Source organism: Endozoicomonas sp. (assembly GCF_051008435.1).
Lineage (GTDB): Bacteria > Pseudomonadota > Gammaproteobacteria > Pseudomonadales > Endozoicomonadaceae > Endozoicomonas_A.
The window spans coordinates 1-19447 of sequence record NZ_JBPCXO010000577.1 but is presented as its reverse complement, the minus strand read 5'-3'; the positions used below and the strand labels follow the sequence as shown (position 1 = coordinate 19447).

At 49.1% G+C, this 19447-nt stretch carries 15 protein-coding genes and 4 tRNA genes; 2 read left to right on the top strand and 17 right to left on the bottom strand.

Annotated features, from left to right (window positions below; genetic code table 11):
- Window positions 1-61: 61 nt before the first annotated feature.
- The 17 genes from ACR2PX_RS29525 to birA form a co-directional block, all read right to left on the bottom strand.
- Window positions 62-343, bottom strand: a complete 282-nt coding sequence (locus ACR2PX_RS29525; RefSeq protein ID WP_434002925.1) for a hypothetical protein — start codon at window positions 341-343, stop codon at window positions 62-64.
- A gap of 210 nt (window positions 344-553) precedes the next feature.
- Complete coding sequence (nhaA, locus tag ACR2PX_RS29520; protein WP_434002924.1) at window positions 554-1957, bottom strand: Na+/H+ antiporter NhaA; 1404 nt, start codon at window positions 1955-1957, stop codon at window positions 554-556.
- A gap of 316 nt (window positions 1958-2273) precedes the next feature.
- The gene (rpoC, locus tag ACR2PX_RS29515) at window positions 2274-6485 is read right to left on the bottom strand and encodes a DNA-directed RNA polymerase subunit beta' (protein ID WP_434002923.1); all 4212 of its coding nucleotides are present in this window, start codon (window positions 6483-6485) and stop codon (window positions 2274-2276) included.
- Between the two features lie 66 nt (window positions 6486-6551).
- Window positions 6552-10628, bottom strand: a complete 4077-nt coding sequence (gene rpoB / locus ACR2PX_RS29510; RefSeq protein ID WP_434002922.1) for a DNA-directed RNA polymerase subunit beta — start codon at window positions 10626-10628, stop codon at window positions 6552-6554.
- 407 nt (window positions 10629-11035) lie between these two features.
- Complete coding sequence (rplL, locus tag ACR2PX_RS29505; RefSeq protein WP_434002921.1) at window positions 11036-11413, bottom strand: 50S ribosomal protein L7/L12; 378 nt, start codon at window positions 11411-11413, stop codon at window positions 11036-11038.
- Between the two features lie 96 nt (window positions 11414-11509).
- Window positions 11510-12040 (bottom strand): 50S ribosomal protein L10, encoded by a 531-nt coding sequence (gene rplJ, locus ACR2PX_RS29500; RefSeq protein WP_434002920.1) that lies wholly within the window; start codon window positions 12038-12040, stop codon window positions 11510-11512.
- A gap of 328 nt (window positions 12041-12368) precedes the next feature.
- Window positions 12369-13064, bottom strand: coding sequence for a 50S ribosomal protein L1 (rplA, locus tag ACR2PX_RS29495; protein ID WP_434002919.1), 696 nt, complete (start codon window positions 13062-13064; stop codon window positions 12369-12371).
- Window positions 13064-13498 carry a 50S ribosomal protein L11 gene (gene rplK / locus ACR2PX_RS29490; protein WP_434002918.1) on the bottom strand — a complete coding sequence of 145 codons (435 nt, stop codon included), beginning with the start codon at window positions 13496-13498 and terminating at the stop codon, window positions 13064-13066. The genes rplA and rplK overlap by 1 nt, the downstream gene beginning before the upstream one ends.
- Window positions 13499-13653: 155 nt before the next feature.
- Window positions 13654-14187 carry a transcription termination/antitermination protein NusG gene (gene nusG / locus ACR2PX_RS29485; protein WP_434002917.1) on the bottom strand — a complete coding sequence of 178 codons (534 nt, stop codon included), beginning with the start codon at window positions 14185-14187 and terminating at the stop codon, window positions 13654-13656.
- Window positions 14188-14195: 8 nt separating this feature from the next.
- Window positions 14196-14567, bottom strand: coding sequence for a preprotein translocase subunit SecE (secE, locus tag ACR2PX_RS29480; RefSeq protein ID WP_434002916.1), 372 nt, complete (start codon window positions 14565-14567; stop codon window positions 14196-14198).
- Window positions 14568-14629: 62 nt separating this feature from the next.
- Window positions 14630-14705 (bottom strand) — tRNA-Trp (locus tag ACR2PX_RS29475).
- A gap of 148 nt (window positions 14706-14853) precedes the next feature.
- Window positions 14854-14929 (bottom strand) — tRNA-Thr (locus ACR2PX_RS29470).
- A gap of 17 nt (window positions 14930-14946) precedes the next feature.
- Window positions 14947-15020 (bottom strand) — tRNA-Gly (locus tag ACR2PX_RS29465).
- A 71-nt stretch (window positions 15021-15091) separates the two neighbouring features.
- Window positions 15092-15175, bottom strand: a tRNA-Tyr gene (locus ACR2PX_RS29460).
- A gap of 108 nt (window positions 15176-15283) precedes the next feature.
- A complete protein-coding gene (locus ACR2PX_RS29455; RefSeq protein ID WP_434002915.1) occupies window positions 15284-15982 on the bottom strand; it encodes an SPOR domain-containing protein in 699 nt (232 codons plus the stop codon).
- A gap of 230 nt (window positions 15983-16212) precedes the next feature.
- Window positions 16213-16956, bottom strand: coding sequence for a type III pantothenate kinase (locus ACR2PX_RS29450; protein ID WP_434002914.1), 744 nt, complete (start codon window positions 16954-16956; stop codon window positions 16213-16215).
- A gap of 8 nt (window positions 16957-16964) precedes the next feature.
- Window positions 16965-17927, bottom strand: coding sequence for a bifunctional biotin--[acetyl-CoA-carboxylase] ligase/biotin operon repressor BirA (gene birA, locus ACR2PX_RS29445; RefSeq protein ID WP_434002912.1), 963 nt, complete (start codon window positions 17925-17927; stop codon window positions 16965-16967).
- A gap of 207 nt (window positions 17928-18134) precedes the next feature.
- Here birA and ACR2PX_RS29440 point away from each other — a divergent pair, with 207 nt between their 5' ends.
- Window positions 18135-18758 carry a hypothetical protein gene (locus ACR2PX_RS29440; protein WP_434002911.1) on the top strand — a complete coding sequence of 208 codons (624 nt, stop codon included), beginning with the start codon at window positions 18135-18137 and terminating at the stop codon, window positions 18756-18758.
- A complete protein-coding gene (locus ACR2PX_RS29435; RefSeq protein ID WP_434002910.1) occupies window positions 18682-19401 on the top strand; it encodes a hypothetical protein in 720 nt (239 codons plus the stop codon). Before ACR2PX_RS29440 ends, ACR2PX_RS29435 begins: the two co-directional genes overlap by 77 nt.
- Window positions 19402-19447 lie beyond the last annotated feature (46 nt).

The following is a 19447-nucleotide window of genomic DNA, read 5'->3' as shown; positions in this document are numbered from 1 at the left end:
AAGGAGCGGTAATGCCAAGAGCGGTCTGAAACAGGTCTTCCATGTGAGCCTTCAGGTGAGTTCAATGGGGTGAGTGAAGTGGGTAAATATACATGGTTACCCACTCATTTTTCAAAAGAGCCTCAATAGTTTTATCACTGGCATTCACAACGTAGATGGACTGGCTCGCTTTATGCCAGGCTACAATCTCTGCCGCACCTTTATGAAAATTACCTGACGCGTAACGTCCGATAGGCTCCATCGTTGGATAAGTGATTCCAGCGGTTTCCTGAACCGTTGAGCAGCCGGCGATAACGAAAGGAGCAGCCAAAAGAAAGGCGTGACGAGCGAGTTTCAGTTCCATTGAGGTTCCTGATTCTATTAATTTGATCAGGACTTTTTATAACGGTTTCAGATGACTGTTTAATGACATGTCTGACACAAAGACAAACTTCTTAAAATGCACCAGGAGCTGCTTTGAAGTAGCCTCATAATTAAATTTCACTCAAACATCGGCATAAAAAACCCGGAGTAAACTCCGGGCTACAAATATTCAAATGGGAACTACTGAGCTTTATGCCTGCCCATAGCTGTTATCTTCCACCGGTTTTGGCGATGCTTTTGCCAGACATATATAGCCTGCAATACCAGCTATCAACGAGGCGACCAATACACCGGCTTTTGCCAATACCAGATCATTAGGGTTTCCGACAAATGCCAGCTCAGAAATAAAGATCGACATGGTAAAGCCTATCCCTCCCAGGAAAGCAACACCGACAATATGCATGAAGTTGCAATTGTGAGGTAACTCACCCCAGCCCAGCTTCCAACCAACCCAGGTAGCTCCGGCAATACCAATCAACTTACCTAACACCAGACCCAGAGTGACTCCGAGAGTAATGTTATTAAAGATCTCTGCATCCCCTGAAAATACATTAAAAGGGATGCCGGCATTGGCCAGAGCGAAAATAGGAATGACAATATAGGTCACCGGCAGGTGCAAACCTGTTTCGATCCGCTGCAATGGCGCTTCTGCTAACCGGCTACCGTCTCCCAAAGCACGAACATAAGCACGCATTTTTTCATTGCGTAGAACATTCTCACCTGGCCGGTAACTGCTATCAAATCGACGGATCAGACCCTTTATCTGGTCACTGAACGCCACAGGATCGTATTTCGGTTTTGCCGGTACGGCAAAGGCAGTGATCACACCGGCAAGCGTTGCATGGATACCTGCTTCGTATAACTGGAACCAGAGCCCGGCACCCACCAATAAATAGGGAAGCGGATTACGGATACCAGATGCATTGAGCACCGATAAAAATGCAGTAAAGCCTACTGCCCACATCAATGCCATCTGATTGATTTCATTGGTGTAGAAAATGGCGATAATCGCGATGGCACCCAGGTCATCAACAATGGCCAAAGCCACCAGGAAGGTGATCAGACTATTTGGAACACGACCACCCAGAAGTGCACAGGTACCTACGGCAAAGGCAATGTCCGTTGCCATCGGGATTCCCCAGCCATCGGCGGCAACCCCTTCCGGATTAAGACCTGCATAAATCAGGGCAGGTACAACCATGCCACCGATAGCGGCCATTATGGGCAGAACGGCATGCTTGAGATCCGACAATTCCCCAACAAGGAATTCACGTTTGAGTTCCAAACCCACGTGGAAAAAGAAAAAGGCCATCAAACCATCATTAACCCAATGGTGGATAGACATTTTCAGACCACCATCGCCAATGGAAATACCAGCGTAGGTTTTCAGAACATGCTCATAAGCAGGGTAAAGATTACTGTTCGCTATCACCAGAGCGATGACAGCGCAGATCATCAGCAGAATACCGCTGGTTGTCTGACGATGGATAAATTCTTCAAAAGGCGTGAGGATGCGATCAAATGCCTCCTCCCAGCGAGCGTTATAAACCTTGCCTTTTTTACCAATGAACTTTTTAAAATTATTCTCCGCCACAGCGACTCCTTGCGAGTGTCCAGCACTGACACCGTAGCCTACATCAAGCGTCAGTAGATGTATCTGTATTTTTTATCACTCATTATTTTCTCATACCATTCTCTTTGGGGACTGAATCTTTTCTTTCCCTTTACCCGTTGAATGGCAGAGCTTTGCACCTGAAGTGCTCAACATTATATTCCTTGAGCGACTTGTATCTCAAAAACACTGATCGCAGAACTTATCACCATGAGTTACTACATAGTATTTTCACTACCCCAGATACAAGAAAGGCTGCACAAGGCAGCCTTTCTCTATGGTCGAATAGCTACTGCTATCAGACTTCGCCGAAGTTAAGAGCTTCAGACAGAGCCGCTTCAACTTCAGAAGCAGATACCTTGCTCGGTACTTCAAACTCAGGCTCTTCACGACCCTTACGACGCTCTTCGTGGTAAGTCAGACCCGTACCTGCCGGGATCAAACGACCCACAACTACGTTCTCTTTCAGACCACGCAGGTAGTCACGCTTACCGGTAACCGCTGCTTCCGTCAGTACTCGTGTGGTTTCCTGGAAGGAAGCCGCAGAGATGAAGGATTCAGTCGCCAGAGACGCTTTGGTGATACCCAGCAGTACACGATCGTACTTGGCAGGGATCTGGTCCTGGGAAGCCAGCTTCTCGTTCTCTTCAAGAACAGAAGTCAGTTCCATCTGATCACCACGGATCAGTGTAGAATCACCAGTATTGCTAACTTCTACCTTACGCAGCATCTGACGCAGGATGGTTTCGATGTGCTTGTCGTTAATCTTAACGCCCTGCAGACGGTATACGTCCTGGATTTCGTTAACGATATAACGTGCCAGCTCACCAACACCCAACAGACGCAGAATGTCGTGCGGGTTGGTAGGACCGTCAGAGATTACTTCACCCTTGGTAACCTGCTCACCTTCGAACACGTTCAGGTGACGCCACTTCGGAATCAGCTCTTCATACGGATCGCTGCCATCGTTCGGAGTGATAACCAGACGCTTCTTGCCTTTGGTCTCTTTACCGAAGCCGATGGTACCGGTGATTTCCGCAAGAATAGAATGCTCTTTAGGCTTACGGGCTTCAAACAGATCCGCCACTCGTGGCAGACCACCGGTGATGTCCTTGTTACCGCCGGACTGCTGTGGAATACGGGCAACAACGTCACCAATTTCTACAGTGGTACCGTCCGCCAGGTTAACCAGAGCATTAGCTGGCAGGAAGTACTGCGCTGTTACGTCAGTATTAGGCAGCTTCAGTTCTTTACCGTTGGCATCCAGTAGCTGGATAGCAGGACGAATATCCTTACCAGTAGAAGGACGATCCTTCGGATCCAGTACTTCAATGTTGGACAGCCCCGTCAGATCATCAGTCTGAGTCTTGACGGTAATGCCTTCTTCCATGCCCAGGAACTTAACCGTACCAGACAGTTCAGTAACAATCGGGTGCGTGTGTGGATCCCACTTGGCAACAACCTGACCGGCTTCAACACCCATGTTGTCCTTCACGGACAAAACGGCACCGTATGGCAGTTTGTAACGCTCACGCTCACGACCGAACTCATCTGCAATAGCCAGCTGACCGGAACGACTTACCGCAACCAGGTTGCCGTCTTTACGTTCAACATGCTTCAGGTTCAGCAGGCGTGCTATACCTTTACTCTTCACAGAAATATTGTCCTGTGCAGAAGCACGGGAAGCAGCACCACCGATGTGGAAGGTACGCATGGTCAGCTGGGTACCGGGCTCACCGATAGACTGTGCAGCGATAACGCCGACAGCTTCACCCTTGTTAACCAGGTGTCCACGTCCGAGGTCACGACCGTAACAGCTGGAGCAGATACCGTAACGGGTATCACAGGTGATTGGAGAGCGAACATTAACTTCGTCAACATTCATCAGCTCCAGACGCTTGACCCAGGCTTCATCGATCAAAGTACCAGCTGGTACAGCAATCTCATTATCGGCACCCGGCTTGAGTACGTCTTCAGCGACAACACGGCCCAGAATACGCTCACCCAGAGGTTCAACAACTTCACCCCCTTCGATGTGCGGAGTCATTGGCAGACCATGTACAGTGCCACAGTCGTCTTGAGTAACAACCAGATCCTGGGCTACGTCTACCAGACGACGTGTCAGGTAACCGGAGTTCGCTGTCTTCAGAGCGGTATCGGCCAGACCTTTACGAGCACCGTGAGTAGAGATGAAGTACTGCAGTACGTTCAGACCTTCACGGAAGTTCGCAGTAATAGGCGTTTCGATGATGGAGCCGTCTGGCTTGGCCATCAGACCACGCATACCGGCCAACTGACGAATCTGTGCAGCACTACCACGAGCACCGGAGTCAGCCATCATGTAAACGCTGTTGAAGGATTCCTGCTCTTCCTTTTTACCGTCACGGTTAATAACGGTATCGGACTTCAGGTTGTCCATCATGCGCTTGGCCAGCAATTCGTTGGCACGAGACCAGATATCGATCACCTTGTTGTACTTCTCACCCTGGGTTACCAGGCCGGAAGCAAACTGGTTTTCAATCTCACGCACTTCTTCATTAGCGTCATCGATGATACGGCTCTTGTCACCCGGGATAACGAAGTCGTTAACACCGATAGACGAACCGGAGATGGTCGCGTAATGGAAGCCCATGTACAGCATCTGGTCAGCAAAGATAACGGTTTCTTTCAGACCAACGTTGCGGTAACAGGTATTCAATAGACGAGAGATCGCCTTCTTCTTCATGGTCTGGTTGACCAGTTCAAAAGGCAGGCCTTCAGGCACAACTTCCCACAGCAGGATACGACCAACAGTGGTATCAGCCAGGAAGGCATTGCTGTGCTCTACGCCGTCGTCGTCTTTGTATCTTTCTGATACACGCACCTTGATGCGGGCATGCAGATCAGCATGACCGGTACGGTATGCACGCAGGGCTTCGTTAACATCAACGAAAGCCATGCCTTCACCCTTGGCGTTAATACGGTCACGGGTGATGTAGTACAGACCCAGTACAACGTCCTGGGAAGGTACGATAATAGGCTCGCCACTTGCAGGTGCCAGGATGTTGTTGGTAGACATCATCAGGGCACGGGCTTCAAGCTGGGCTTCCAGAGTCAGAGGTACGTGTACCGCCATCTGGTCACCGTCGAAGTCAGCGTTATAAGCCGCACATACCAGTGGGTGCAGTTGAATCGCTTTACCTTCGATCAGAACCGGTTCGAACGCCTGGATACCGAGACGGTGCAGAGTAGGTGCACGATTCAGCATCACTGGATGTTCACGGATCACGTCAGCCAGAACATCCCAAACCTCAGGGGTTTCACGCTCTACCATCTTCTTGGCAGCTTTGATGGTCGTTGCCAGACCTTTAGCTTCCAGCTTGCCGAAGATGAATGGCTTGAACAATTCCAGAGCCATTTTCTTGGGCAGACCGCACTGATGCAGACGCAGGGTAGGACCTACGGTGATTACAGAACGGCCAGAGTAGTCAACACGCTTACCGAGCAAGTTCTGACGGAAACGACCCTGCTTACCCTTGATCATGTCAGCCAGGGATTTCAGAGGACGCTTGTTAGAACCGGTAATAGCACGGCCGCGACGACCATTATCCAGCAGCGCGTCTACAGATTCCTGCAGCATACGCTTTTCATTGCGGACAATGATGTCTGGAGCGTTCAGATCAAGCAGACGCTTCAAACGGTTGTTACGGTTGATCACACGACGGTACAGATCGTTCAGGTCGGACGTTGCGAAACGGCCGCCATCCAGAGGCACCAGAGGGCGCAGATCAGGTGGCAGAACTGGCAGAACTGTCAGAATCATCCACTCAGGGTTGTTACCTGACTTGTGGAAAGCTTCCAGCAGCTTCAGACGCTTACTCAGCTTCTTCAGCTTGGTTTCAGAGTTGGTCTGCGGAATTTCTTCACGCAGCATTTCAACTTCTTCACCCAGCTCGATATCTGCCAACAGAGCTTTGATCGCTTCAGCACCCATGCGGGCGTCAAAGTCATCGCCAAACTCTTCCAGAGCTTCGTAGTACTGCTCATCATTCAGCAGCTGGTTTTTCTCCAGGGTAGTCATACCCGGATCAATAACTACGTAAGACTCAAAGTAAAGTACCCGCTCGATATCACGCAGGGTCATGTCCAACAACAGACCAATACGGGATGGCAGGGACTTCAGAAACCAGATGTGGGCAACAGGACTGGCCAGTTCGATGTGACCCATACGGTCACGACGCACTTTAGCCAATGCAACTTCTACACCACATTTTTCACAGATAACACCACGGTGCTTCAGACGCTTGTACTTACCGCACAGGCACTCGTAGTCCTTAACTGGGCCAAAGATTTTGGCGCAGAAAAGTCCGTCACGTTCAGGCTTGAACGTACGGTAATTGATTGTTTCCGGCTTTTTAACTTCACCGTAAGACCAGGAACGTACCATTTCTGGGGAAGCCAGACCGATACGAATCGAGTCAAACTCTTCAGTCTGGCCCTGGGTCTTGAGTAGATTCAGCAAGTCTTTCAAGATCGCATCTCCTCGTGCAGCCTGATAACCGGGATATCAACCCGGCCATCAAACCACACGTTTTCGTTATTCGGTGTCCAGCTCAATGTCGATACCCAGAGAACGAATCTCTTTCAACAATACGTTGAAGGACTCGGGCATCCCGGCTTCCATTCGATGATCACCATCGACGATGTTCTTATACATCTTGGTACGGCCAGCGACATCATCAGACTTAACAGTCAACATTTCCTGCAGGGTGTAAGCAGCACCGTATGCTTCAAGTGCCCATACTTCCATCTCACCGAAACGCTGACCACCGAACTGGGCTTTACCACCCAGCGGCTGCTGGGTAACCAGAGAGTAAGAACCAGTTGAACGTGCGTGCATCTTGTCGTCAACCAAGTGGTTGAGCTTCAACATGTACATGTATCCAACCGTTACCGGACGGTCAAAGGCATCACCTGTACGACCATCGTGAAGCGCTACCTGACCTGTGTCGCTGATATCAGCCAGACGCAGGAGCTCCTTCACTTCAGACTCTTTAGCACCGTCAAATACAGAAGTGGCCATTGGGACACCGCCGCGCAGGTTCTTGGCCAGCTCCATGACTTCTTCGTCAGAGAACTTATCCAGCTCCTCAACACGACCGCCACCAACACCGTTGTAAACCTGATCCAGGAATTCACGGATTTCAGCAACTTTCTTCTGAGACTCGATCATGCGGTTAATCTTGTGACCCAGACCGCGTGCAGCTGCACCCAGGTGAGTTTCAAGTACCTGACCTACGTTCATTCGAGACGGTACACCCAGAGGGTTCAGTACGATATCAACCGGGTTACCTTCTTCATCGTATGGCATGTCTTCGACAGGCATGATGATGGAGATAACACCCTTGTTACCGTGACGACCCGCCATCTTATCACCCGGCTGGATGCGACGCTTGATAGCCAGATAAACCTTGACGATTTTCAGGACGCCTGGCGCCATGTCGTCACCGGTCTGCAGCTTTTTCTTCTTGTCTTCGAAGCGCTCGTCGAGCTGTGCACGACGTTCCTTCAGCTGTTCTCTCGCGAGATCCAGCTGCTCATTCAGAGCTTCATCAGACATGGACAGACGGAACCACTGCTCGTGTTCCAGACCATTCAGGAACTCGTCAGTGATGGTGTTGCCCTTGCTCAGACCAGGACCACGATCTACAGACTGACCACGCAGAGCTTCACGCAGACGATCGAAGGTATCTTCTTCAACGATACGGAACTCTTCGTTCAAGTCTTTGCGGTACTCGTCCAAAGCCGACTTTTCGATGGCTTGGGCACGGATGTCTTTCTCAACGCCGTCACGGGTGAATACCTGAACGTCGATGACGGTACCTTTCACAGAGGTAGGTACACGCAGAGAAGTATCCTTAACGTCGGAAGCCTTCTCACCGAAGATAGCACGCAGCAGTTTCTCTTCTGGTGTCAGCTGAGTTTCACCCTTAGGGGTTACTTTGCCGACCAGAATGTCACCCGCGCCCACTTCTGCACCCACATAAACAATACCGGCTTCATCCAGCTTGTTCAGTGCAGACTCACCTACGTTAGGAATATCAGAAGTAATTTCTTCTGGTCCCAACTTGGTGTCGCGAGCCACACAGGTCAGTTCCTGAATGTGAATCGTAGTGAAGCGGTCTTCCTGTACAACGCGCTCGGAGATGAGGATGGAGTCCTCAAAGTTGTAACCGTTCCAAGGCATGAACGCGACGCGCATGTTCTGACCCAGAGCCAACTCACCCATATCTACGGATGGGCCGTCAGCCAGAATATCGCCACGGGCAATAGTCTCACCGGCACGAACCAGAGAGCGCTGGTTGATACAGGTGTTCTGGTTAGAACGGGTGTATTTCGTCAGGTTGTAGATATCTACACCGGCTTCACCGGGCTGCAATTCATCATTGTTAACACGAACAACGATCTTTGCTGCATCTACAGTGTCAATAATACCGCCACGCTGAGCAACAACACAGACACCGGAGTCGGACGCTACGTTGCGCTCCATGCCGGTACCTACCAGAGGCTTATCGGCACGCAGGGTTGGAACAGCCTGACGCTGCATGTTCGATCCCATCAAGGCACGGTTAGCATCGTCGTGCTCAAGGAATGGAATCAGGGATGCCGCAACGGATACTACCTGCTTGGTGGAAACGTCCATGTACTGGACTTTCTCAGGACCCATCAGGGTAAATTCGTTACGATGACGAACGTTTACCAGTTCTTCATTCAGCGTCTTGTTGTCATCCATCTTGGCAGAAGCCTGAGCGATTACGTACTCACCTTCTTCGATGGCAGACAGGTAGTCAATTTCATCAGTAACCTTACCATCCACAACCTTGCGGTATGGAGACTCCAGGAAACCATAGTCGTTTGTACGAGCATAGGTAGCCAGGGAGTTGATCAGACCGATGTTTGGACCTTCAGGGGTTTCGATAGGACATACACGACCGTAGTGGGTCGGGTGTACGTCTCGAACTTCAAAACCGGCACGCTCACGGGTCAGACCACCAGGGCCAAGTGCAGATACACGGCGCTTGTGAGTAACCTCGGACAGCGGGTTGTTCTGGTCCATAAACTGGGACAGCTGGCTGGAACCGAAAAATTCCTTGATAGCTGCTGCAACCGGTTTGGCGTTGATCAGATCCTGAGGCATCAGGCCTTCAGATTCGGCCAGACTCAGACGTTCCTTAACGGCACGCTCAACACGAACCAGACCCACACGGAACTGGTTTTCGGCCATTTCACCAACAGAACGAACACGACGGTTACCCAGATGGTCGATATCGTCACAGATACCTTTACCGTTACGGATGTCTACCAGTGTTTTCAGAACATCAACGATATCGGCATTGTCCAGTACACCGGAGCCGGTGTCGGCTTCACGACCCAGACGACGGTTGAACTTCATGCGACCCACCGCAGAGAGATCATAGCGCTCTGGTGAGAAGAACAAATTACCGAACAGGGTTTCTGCGGCTTCCTGAGTAGGTGGCTCACCAGGACGCATCATGCGGTAGATTTCTACCAGTGCTTCCAGACGATTCGTTGTAGTGTCGGTACGCAGGGTATCAGAAATGTATGAACCGCAATCCAGCTCATTGGTGTACAGAGTTTCAATCTGTTTGATACCGGCTACCATCAGCTTTTCGTATACTTCCGGAGTGATTTCAGTGTTGCATTCAACAATGATTTCACCGGTAGCAGAATGAATAACTGTCTTACCCAGAACTTTGCCGAATATATAATCAATAGGAGCGTCCAACTGATCAATACTGGCTTTCTGAAGCTGACGGATGTGACGTGCAGTTACACGACGACCCTGTTCAACCAGAACATTCCCATCACCGTCTTTAATGTCAAAGCTTGCAGCTTCGCCACGCAGGCGCTCAGGAGCAAACTCAGTGCAGACATTGTCAGGCCTGATTTCGAAATCAACGGTATCGAAGAAGTAATTCAGGATCTCTTCATTGCTCATGCCCAGGGCACGCAGAAGGATCGTAGCAGGCAGCTTACGACGACGGTCGATACGCACGTACAGCATGTCCTTCGGATCGAATTCGAAGTCCAGCCATGAGCCACGGTAAGGAATCACACGGGCAGAGTACAGCAGCTTGCCAGAAGAGTGTGTCTTACCACGGTCGTGGTCAAAGAACACACCAGGAGAACGGTGAAGCTGAGATACGATTACACGCTCGGTACCATTAATTACAAAGGTACCGTTCTCAGTCATGAGCGGAATTTCGCCCATGTAGACTTCTTGTTCCTTGATATCCTTGATTGCCTTGTTGGAAGACTCCTTATCATAAATGATCAGGCGCACCTTAACACGCAGAGGTACTGCGTAGGTTACACCTCGGAGTTGACATTCCTTGACATCAAACGCAGGAGTACCGAGCCTATAGCTCACATATTCCAGCGCCGCATTTCCTGAATAACTTACGATTGGAAATACGGATTTGAATGCAGCATGAAGACCAATGTCCTCACGTGCGGCCGGCTCTTTTCCGGACTGCAGCAGCTTGTGATAAGAATCAAGCTGAATCGCCAGAAGATAGGGCACATTCATGACATGCGGCAATTTGCCGAAGTCTTTGCGGATGCGTTTTTTCTCTGTATACGAGTATGCCATCAGCGTTCCCCAGCTTGGTCACCTGGTTCTGGCATCAGACCGTCTGGTCTGGCCATCTAGGTTTATTGAGGGCGGGTGGCCCTCTTTGATACCCAATTAAAAAACGGTGATTTCAACCGTTACCGTTGCATGAGCTTTAGCGTCCAGAACAAAAGTCATACTTTTATTCACTTCCTGCCAATGACACTGCAACTTTCTCTGATTGAAGGAGGTTTACTACTACGGTGAGAACACATACAGGCTGTATCTCAACCGTGTGACTCCATCAATTACTTGAGCCATCGATCACAGCCATCCAGCTCGGAACGATATAGCTCATACAACGGAAAAAGGCCGGTGCCATAAAGGCACCAGCCACCTGAGTCTATTATGCAATAGGCTCTGGATATTTCAACGCTGTCGCAGAATTACTTAACTTCTACGGAAGCGCCAGCTTCTTCCAGCTGCTTCTTCAGGTCTTCAGCTTCGTCCTTGCTCACGCCTTCTTTCAGAGGAGCAGGAGCGCTGTCTACAACAGCTTTAGCTTCTTTCAGACCCAGGCCAGTCGCGCTGCGAACAACCTTGATTACGTTTACTTTCTTGTCGCCAGCACCAGTCAGAATTACGTCGAATTCTGTCTGTTCAGCAGCAGCAGCAACAGCGTCGCCAGCAGCAGCAGGAGCAGCAGCAACTGCAGCAGCAGCAGTAACGCCGAACTTCTCTTCCATAGCTTCAACCAGCTCAACAACGTCCATTACGGACATTTCAGCGATTGCATTCAGGATATCTTCTTTAGACAGAGCCATGGTATGTCTCCAAAAATCTTTTATTGGGCATAAACCCAGAATTCATTAAATAAGAGAGAAAGACTAGCCAGCAGGTTAATTGACCTGCCAAGGGGCTTAAGCGGCTTTCTTCTTCTCGTCGGCAACAGCTGCCACTACACGTGTAATGCTTGATGGGAACTCGTTCAGAGTTCTTGCAAGCTTGGTTACAGGTGCAATCATTACACTCATCAGCATCGCGCGAGCCTGATCCAGAGTAGGCATCTTGGCCAGAACATCAATCTGTTCTGCACCCAGAAGCTGTCCAGAGATGGACAGAGCCTTAACTTCCAGAGCATCATTCTCTTTAGCGAAGTCCTTCATCAGACGCGCTGCCGCGCCTGGGTCTTCCTGAGAGAAAGCCAGCACAGTTGGACCAACCAGAGATTCTTGCAGGCACTCAAACTCAGTACCTTCAACAGCGCGTCTGGCCAGTGTGTTACGTACAACCTTCAGGTATACGCCACCATCACGAGCCTGCTTACGCAGTTGAGTCATCTGGTCAACCGTGAGACCACGGTAGTCCGCGATTACAGCCGACAGAGCGCTTTGTGCAGCCTCGCTGACTTCGGCGACAATCGCCTTCTTGTCTTCGAGTCCTAACGCCATTGGCTTTACTCCAATTTATGAAGTTAACACCCAGCTATTCAGCCACTGATTAGCTGGGCACTTACAATACGGTGAAGGGTCAAATATAAAACACTGAATCAGTCTTTTGTATTGCTCACCGTCTACGCAGGAAATTAAGCATTGATCTTTTTGTCAGGCCTCCTGGCCCAACCCTGATTAAACAGGCACAGATCTCAACACCTACGATCTTTGACGACCTCCGGAAAACCGGAGACCCCAAAGTCTTTCGGATACCTGCAGACATCCGGTCTGCAGCATTCCATGCTTAGCTCAACAACTCATGGCTGTTGCAGCAAAGCCATGAATATTAGATATTCAGAGAGCTCAAATCGATGGTCAGGCCTGGTCCCATAGTAGAGGACAGGGTAACCTTCTTCATGTAAACACCCTTGCTGGCAGAAGGCTTCAGCTTCTTCAGTTCAGCGAGCAGTGCTTCAGCGTTCTCTTGCAGAGAGCCCGCTTCAAAATCGATCTTGCCGATACCTGCGTGGATGATACCGTTCTTGTCAGTACGGAAGCGTACCTGACCGGCTTTAGCATTTTTAACTGCTTCAGCAACGTTTGGAGTAACAGTACCTACCTTAGGGTTAGGCATCAGGCCACGTGGACCCAGAATCTGGCCCAGCTGACCTACAACGCGCATCGCATCAGGAGAAGCGATTACAACGTCAAAGTTCATCTCACCGGCTTTAACCTGAGCAGCCAGGTCATCCATACCAATGATGTCTGCACCAGCTTCTTTAGCAGCTTCAGCGTTAGCGCCCTGTGTAAACACAGCAACGCGAACGTCTTTACCAGTACCAGCAGGCAGTACAGTAGAACCACGAACAACCTGATCGGATTTACGAGGATCAACACCCAGGTTCACAGCAATCTCAACAGATTCCTTGAACTTGACACTGGATACTTCTTTCAGAACGCTTGTAGCTTCTTCGAAGGAGTACGCTTTTTCAGCTACAACCTTCTCAGCAATCATCTTGGCGCGCTTGGTCATCTTAGCCATTATTCTACACCCTCCACGTTTACACCCATGGAACGAGCAGAACCAGCGATGGTGCGGATTGCCGCATCTTCGTCTGCTGCAGTCAGATCAGGTTCTTTGATCTTGGCAATTTCCAGCAGCTGCTCACGAGTAGCAGTGCCCACTTTTTCAGTGTTAGGACGACCGGAACCTTTCTTCAGCTTCAGAACTTTCTTCAGCAGAACAGATGCAGGCGGAGTTTTGGTCTCAAAGGTGAAGCTACGGTCGCCGTATACGGTAATAATTACCGGAATAGGCATACCAGCGTCCATCTCTTGAGTCTTAGCGTTGAACGCCTTACAAAACTCCATGATGTTCACACCGTGCTGACCCAAAGCAGGACCAACAGGTGGTGAAGGATTAGCTTTACCTGCAGGAACCTGCAGCTTGATGTAAGCTTCGACTTTCTTAGCCATATCAACCTCAACAATGGGTCACCGCTTTAACTAAGGCCATCAGCTTTCGCTAATAACGTTCAGTTTCAGCTACCCGTTTCAGGCTTACGCCCTTCAGATAAAAACCCTGCACTGCTTTCACAGGACAGGGTCTTGAATTCTTAAAGCCTTTAAACTCAGACTTTTTCGACCTGGATAAACTCCAGCTCAACAGGTGTAGAACGACCAAAGATCATCACCGCAACGTGCAGACGACTTTTCTCATAGTTCACTTCTTCCACCACGCCGTTGAAGTCCGCAAACGGCCCATCAACAACCCGAACCATTTCACCTGGCTCAAACAACGTCTTAGGACGAGGCTTCTCAACACCTTCCTGAACACGCTGCAATATAGCATCTGCCTCTTTTTCAGTGATAGGAGCAGGCTTGTCCGCCGTGCCACCAATAAAACCCATCACTCGAGGAGTATCTTTAATAAGATGCCAGCTATCTTCGTTCATTTCCATCTGGACTAACACGTATCCAGGGAAGAACTTACGCTCACTTTTTCGCTTTTGGCCGTTTCGAATCTCGACCACTTCTTCTGTGGGCACCAGGATCTCACCAAAAAGATCCTCCATACCATGAAGCTTTACGCGCTCGGTCAGCGAACGCATCACCTGCTTTTCATAGCCGGAATAGGCATGAACCACATACCAACGCTTCGCCATATTAATCCCTATCCAATCAGGCTACTGATGATCCAGCCTAGCAGAGAATCAAGCGCCCACAAAATGAGCCCCATAACCACAACCACAGCCACAACAATGAGCGTGGTCTGAATTGTCTCTTGACGAGTTGGCCAGACCACCTTACGAATTTCAACCTTGGCTTCTTTGACCAGAGTCCAGAAAGCCTCACCTTTAACAGTTTGAAGCGCAACAAATCCAGCCACTGCAGCCAGAGCCACTAAAGCCAGTGCTCTATAGAGAACAGAATACTCGCCAAAGTAAACATTCCCACCAACACCAGCAACCAGCAGAACCGCCACTAGGGCCCATATAAGGCCATCCAGACGTCCCTTCGGTGCTACTTCAGGTTTTCCACTCATCAGTTGACTATCTCTATTCGGAAAAGCTTTGCCAGAACCTAATGCTGACACAAATCTAGAAATGGCAGGCCAGGAGGGAATCGAACCCCCAACCCCCGGTTTTGGAGACCGGTGCTCTACCAATTGAACTACTGGCCTGTATCTTTGAGCAGTCTTTTTTGACACCCATCCCGACACAAGGACCGATCAATTATAATCGACCTCGATCAAGCTGAAAAGTCTTATTCTTTTTAAACCTCTTTATTAGAGGCAAAAAACAGGGGAAGACTTACTTCCCCTTGTCATCTGGAGCTCTTGAGCAGATTTGAACTGCCGACCTCACCCTTACCAAGGGTGCGCTCTACCAACTGAGCTACAAGAGCACTTAAATCAGAATCAATGGAGCGGGTAGCGGGGATCGAACCCGCATCATCAGCTTGGAAGGCTGAGGTTCTACCATTGAACTATACCCGCAAAGCAGGAACCTACATCATGCAGTACACCCACCTCTCAAGCCAACTTATAAGAAAGAGGACTCGGGAATCTGGTGGTGGGGGCTGGATTCGAACCAGCGAAGCTTTCGCGTCAGATTTACAGTCTGATCCCTTTGGCCGCTCGGGAACCCCACCAAGTGCTGCGCTATTCTATTCAGAAGCCATTCAAAGTCAAGCTTGTTATTCCTGCTGGCTAAGCAGAAAGCTTGCTTTGCTTCGTTGCCCCCGAAGCGCAGGCGTATATTAGTGAATCGAACTGTCGGATGCAACGCTTTTGCAGTTTTTTTCCAGCATTTTCAGATCATTGTATTCGTCAGCTTGTTTCTCCCAAAAATCAGCATTCAACTTGTCAGCTTCTGAATCAGTCATCTCCAGCCAGAATGTTTCAGGCTCCCGGGGCAGCTTTTTAATAGAAGGCTCATAGCCCGCTTCTTGTACACGACGACTGACTTCATTAGCCGAAGTTTCTTTACTGAATAATCCAAGGGATATGCCATTGGCCAACTCCCCTTGAGTAATCACAAAGCTGTCTATACCTTGCCCCTGCAATTCTCTTAAGAGTCTTATTGCCGCCTGTCGATTACTTCTGGGAGAAATATGAACCCAGTAATCCGCCAGTACTACTTCATTATCAGAACGTTCCCTGCTGGAAACACCCAGAGAAAATAGTTTCTGTTGCAGCTGATCTGCTTTTGCAGAAGATTCAAAAGGTCCGACTACAAGACACTGGGCTTCAGAGATTCCCTTTGTTTCTTTTTTAACCGGTGTCTGCCTGGGTGGTTCTGTCGACATCTCTGACAATAGCATCAGCCTTTTTCCTGCCTGAACAGGTACTTCAGAGTCGACTTTCACTGTTCGGTAGGGCTTATGTGACTGATGATAATAACCCCAGACAAAATAGCCTGCATTGGCAAACAGAAGTACTAGAAAGATCCAGCGCATACTAAAAACCGAATTTTGAAAGTCACACTATTAATAGAGAGTATGACTTACCGTTATTTATGAACCTGAATGATCACCAACAAAAAACTGCACAGGGTCTGTCTTATCGCTTTGTTGTTTTCTGACAGACTTCTAGTGTTAGTGATCAATGGACTTTATTACACGTGATGACTAATCGCGATGCTCTGCTTTTATCTGTCTTCAGAGCACATAGTTTCATTCATAGCTGTTTATTGTCCGTCAGAGGCAATCGAGAGTCCATCCAGAACCAGTTCTTCAATCACAACCCGCTCTATTTCTTCCTTTATATAGGCTTGCACCAACGAAGAGTCTCCACCTGTTAACAACAAGCAAGCACCCGGCCATTTAAGACAGGTTTCATTGATCAGGGAAACAGCCATGGCCAGCACACCATGGTTAATGCATTCTGAAGTCACTGTACCCAGTGCCGTTGCTTCTGCAGGGTGCTCAACATTGTCCAGATTTGCCGTATTGACGGCCAGAGCCTTCTTCATCAAACGAATGCCAGGAACAATAAACCCCCCCTGATGATCTCCCAGGCTATCGATCACATCGACGGTAATAGCGGTACCACAACTAACAACTACCTTGAGGTCTTTGGGAGAGCGGGTATGTGCCGCCAACATTGCCAGCCATCTATCCACCCCCAGTCTTTCTACTTCTTTATAGATCACCGTCAAACCGGCAAAGCTTTTTTGGGTTTTGGCAATGAAAGGCTCTACACCTGTGGTTTCTGACAAGATACGTAACAACTGTCCCAGTCGAGCATTGCCAGAGACCGTTGAGATGGCAATAGAATGGATAACCCCCAATTCATTCAGGAGCAGAGAAAGAATAATCTGCCAATCAGCATCATTATTAATAATAAAACCGGATTGAACTGGGGCATCTCCTGCCATGAGACGCCATTTGAGCCGGGTGTTTCCGGCATCCAGTTGCAACTGCCTATTCATGAGCCCGTTCATGATTGACGTAATGACACCTCTCCACCATTAAAAACATGAATACCTGACGCTGTCTCAAGCAGCAGCCCGCCTTGATTATCGACCCCCATACAACGCCCAGTTACGGAACGAGTAGAAGCCATCAATGTCACTTCTTTGCCACGAAAAGCATCGTACTCACACCATTGTTCCCTGAACAATCTGAATCCGCCCTGCCCAAAGCCATCCAACAAGTGGGTCAAAGTATTGATCAACTGCCCAGCTACCGTATTCCGGCTTACATGCTTGCCACACACTCTGAATAGATCAACTGCAGGCTGACCGATAGCTTCCAGCTGCTCATCACTTAAACGGACATTAATGCCGATCCCGATGACCACCTCACATTCTCCGGTAGGATCTCCGTGTACTTCCAACAATACACCGCAGAGCTTTTTACCCTGCCAGAGAACATCATTAGGCCATTTAAGCTTCAGCTCTCTGGCTCCCAACGTTTCCAGGGCTTTCACAACGGCCAAACCAACGGCGAGACTGAGTCCTTCCAAAGAGGCAGTGCCTTCACCATTCTGCCATAAGGCAGACAGGCTAACCGTTGAACCAAATGGACTGTTCCAGACTCGACCCCGTCGTCCCCGCCCTCGAGACTGATGTTCAGCCAGACAAAAGCGGGTGACACCCGCAGGAAAAGGCCTCTGGGAACGCACAAGATCATTAGTTGATTCTGTCGTGAAGCAGGTATGGATGTCCGTTTTAGTACGAACGTCTGCATCCACGCAAGCCTGGATCTTTTCACTATCAAGCAGTTCTATACCACTACCGAGTCGGTAACCTTTACCGCGCACGGAGTCCAGTGCCAGACCCAGCTCTTCAACTGCTTTCAGTTTTTTCCAGACAGCTGCCCGACTGACCCCCAGATGCTCACCCAGTTCTTCACCTGAGTGGAACTGCCCATCCGCTAACAAGCCCAGTAATTTATCCATCAACCACTCCACAACAATTGTGGCAAATGATATGCGCTTCACTCTCACTGCTCAAATCATTCAGACCAAGGGTTTGCCTGGTTGCTTTCTATTAACCCGAAGTCAGGAACCCCGACTATTTTATAAGGTCATATCAGAACAAATTTATGTACAAAGCGGTAATGATGCAATGCTCAGAAAACTCTCTCTATTGTTGCCCTGTTCGGCATGATTGCTGTCTCTGCCTCAGGCTACCCACCAGCCGACAAGCAGGCAACATTTTACAAAGGGCTCCAGAACTATCAAAAAGTATTCGAGTACACAGTCCCGGATACTGAAGAGAGTAAGGTATTGGGTGAAATCAAAAATCTGGACCTGGCCAGAAAAACTCTAGCTCCCTGGAACGAGGGTTCAGTAAACACAGCTATTGCCCAATATAGAAAAGAAGCTTCTGAAGCGACTAGAAACTCCCTGGAATTGTATTTGAGAGAACAACTACAAACCCCTTCAGCCACGGTTGATTTGCTTCAAGTCAGGGCCTATGAAGTTCTAACATCTGCAGCCAAGACCAGCCGCTACTTCGCTTCCGGCCGAGCAGTGAGCCAGGATGATATTGATCAATACACGCTCCTGATACTGAAACATAAACTCTTCGGTCGCTTTGAAGATTCTGGCAGGGCCATTACCGTGTCGGATGCTCATGCCCAGTTTGTGACCTCTGACGAATCCATCACAAACGATCTTTCATACCGCTTCGGACCAGAAAACTTCCAGTATGATCATCCCGGCAAACTCTCCTGTTTATGTTCTGGGACAGATGGAAGATGTGCCAGAGTACAGCCCGGAAACTGATAGCTGGCTGCTGATCTGGCGACCAGAATGTGGAATGAAATTTGTTCGCTCCAGTCATGTAGCCTTACTGGATCAAAAAGACATAGCCAGCTATCAGTCCATGGCTGAAAAATCTCTATATATGGCTACCAGTAACCGTGTAAAAGTTCGTCATGACTTCAGACAGCCCATCCGCTTGATGAGGACTACATTGCTGGTTGGCGATGAACAGAACTATTACATGGCAGTGGCAGATGAAAACAGCCTTCAAGAAACAATTGAGCCAACAAGCCAACCCATACTTTATAAAGGCAACCTGGTTCCGGTCACTCCAAAAGTGATGGATAAAGGTGAGCAGCTAACAGAGCACCTGCAAAAAACGCCCGTTTCTTTCACCTTCAAGAATTATCTGTCGCAGCTGCACAGGACAACATTCAGCACCCCTTTAAGTGCCAAGAGACACGTCAACATCCCTTTTGGTTGGGGTGATGCCAATATTGGCGCGGATAATTTCCATGGTCAGGATGTTTCCAACTTTGTTAGAAAAATCATGCTGCCTTTCGGCCTGAGTCTGCCCAGACATTCTAGGAGCCTGACCGAGAATAGGTTATTCAGATATCCAAAATCACAAAATGAGCAAAAAACATCCATATCTCCGACGTGATTTGCTCATTTTTACAGATTGGCAGCCTTTTACCGCCTTTATGCTG

Excerpts from the sequence above, each read along its gene's own strand:
- rpoB (WP_434002922.1), bottom strand. The coding sequence starts at position 10,628 with ATGGCATACTCGTATACAGAGAAAAAACGCATCCGCAAAGACTTCGGC.
- rplL (WP_434002921.1), bottom strand. The coding sequence starts at position 11,413 with ATGGCTCTGTCTAAAGAAGATATCCTGAATGCAATCGCTGAAATGTCC.
- ACR2PX_RS29440 (WP_434002911.1), top strand. The coding sequence starts at position 18,135 with ATGATTGCTGTCTCTGCCTCAGGCTACCCACCAGCCGACAAGCAGGCA.
- rplK (WP_434002918.1), bottom strand. The coding sequence starts at position 13,498 with ATGGCTAAGAAAGTCGAAGCTTACATCAAGCTGCAGGTTCCTGCAGGT.
- nusG (WP_434002917.1), bottom strand. The coding sequence starts at position 14,187 with ATGGCGAAGCGTTGGTATGTGGTTCATGCCTATTCCGGCTATGAAAAG.
- birA (WP_434002912.1), bottom strand. The coding sequence starts at position 17,927 with ATGGATAAATTACTGGGCTTGTTAGCGGATGGGCAGTTCCACTCAGGT.
- ACR2PX_RS29455 (WP_434002915.1), bottom strand. The coding sequence starts at position 15,982 with ATGCGCTGGATCTTTCTAGTACTTCTGTTTGCCAATGCAGGCTATTTT.
- rplA (WP_434002919.1), bottom strand. The coding sequence starts at position 13,064 with ATGGCTAAGATGACCAAGCGCGCCAAGATGATTGCTGAGAAGGTTGTA.
- ACR2PX_RS29450 (WP_434002914.1), bottom strand. The coding sequence starts at position 16,956 with ATGAATAGGCAGTTGCAACTGGATGCCGGAAACACCCGGCTCAAATGG.
- ACR2PX_RS29525 (WP_434002925.1), bottom strand. The coding sequence starts at position 343 with ATGGAACTGAAACTCGCTCGTCACGCCTTTCTTTTGGCTGCTCCTTTC.
- rplJ (WP_434002920.1), bottom strand. The coding sequence starts at position 12,040 with ATGGCGTTAGGACTCGAAGACAAGAAGGCGATTGTCGCCGAAGTCAGC.
- secE (WP_434002916.1), bottom strand. The coding sequence starts at position 14,567 with ATGAGTGGAAAACCTGAAGTAGCACCGAAGGGACGTCTGGATGGCCTT.
- ACR2PX_RS29435 (WP_434002910.1), top strand. The coding sequence starts at position 18,682 with ATGATCATCCCGGCAAACTCTCCTGTTTATGTTCTGGGACAGATGGAA.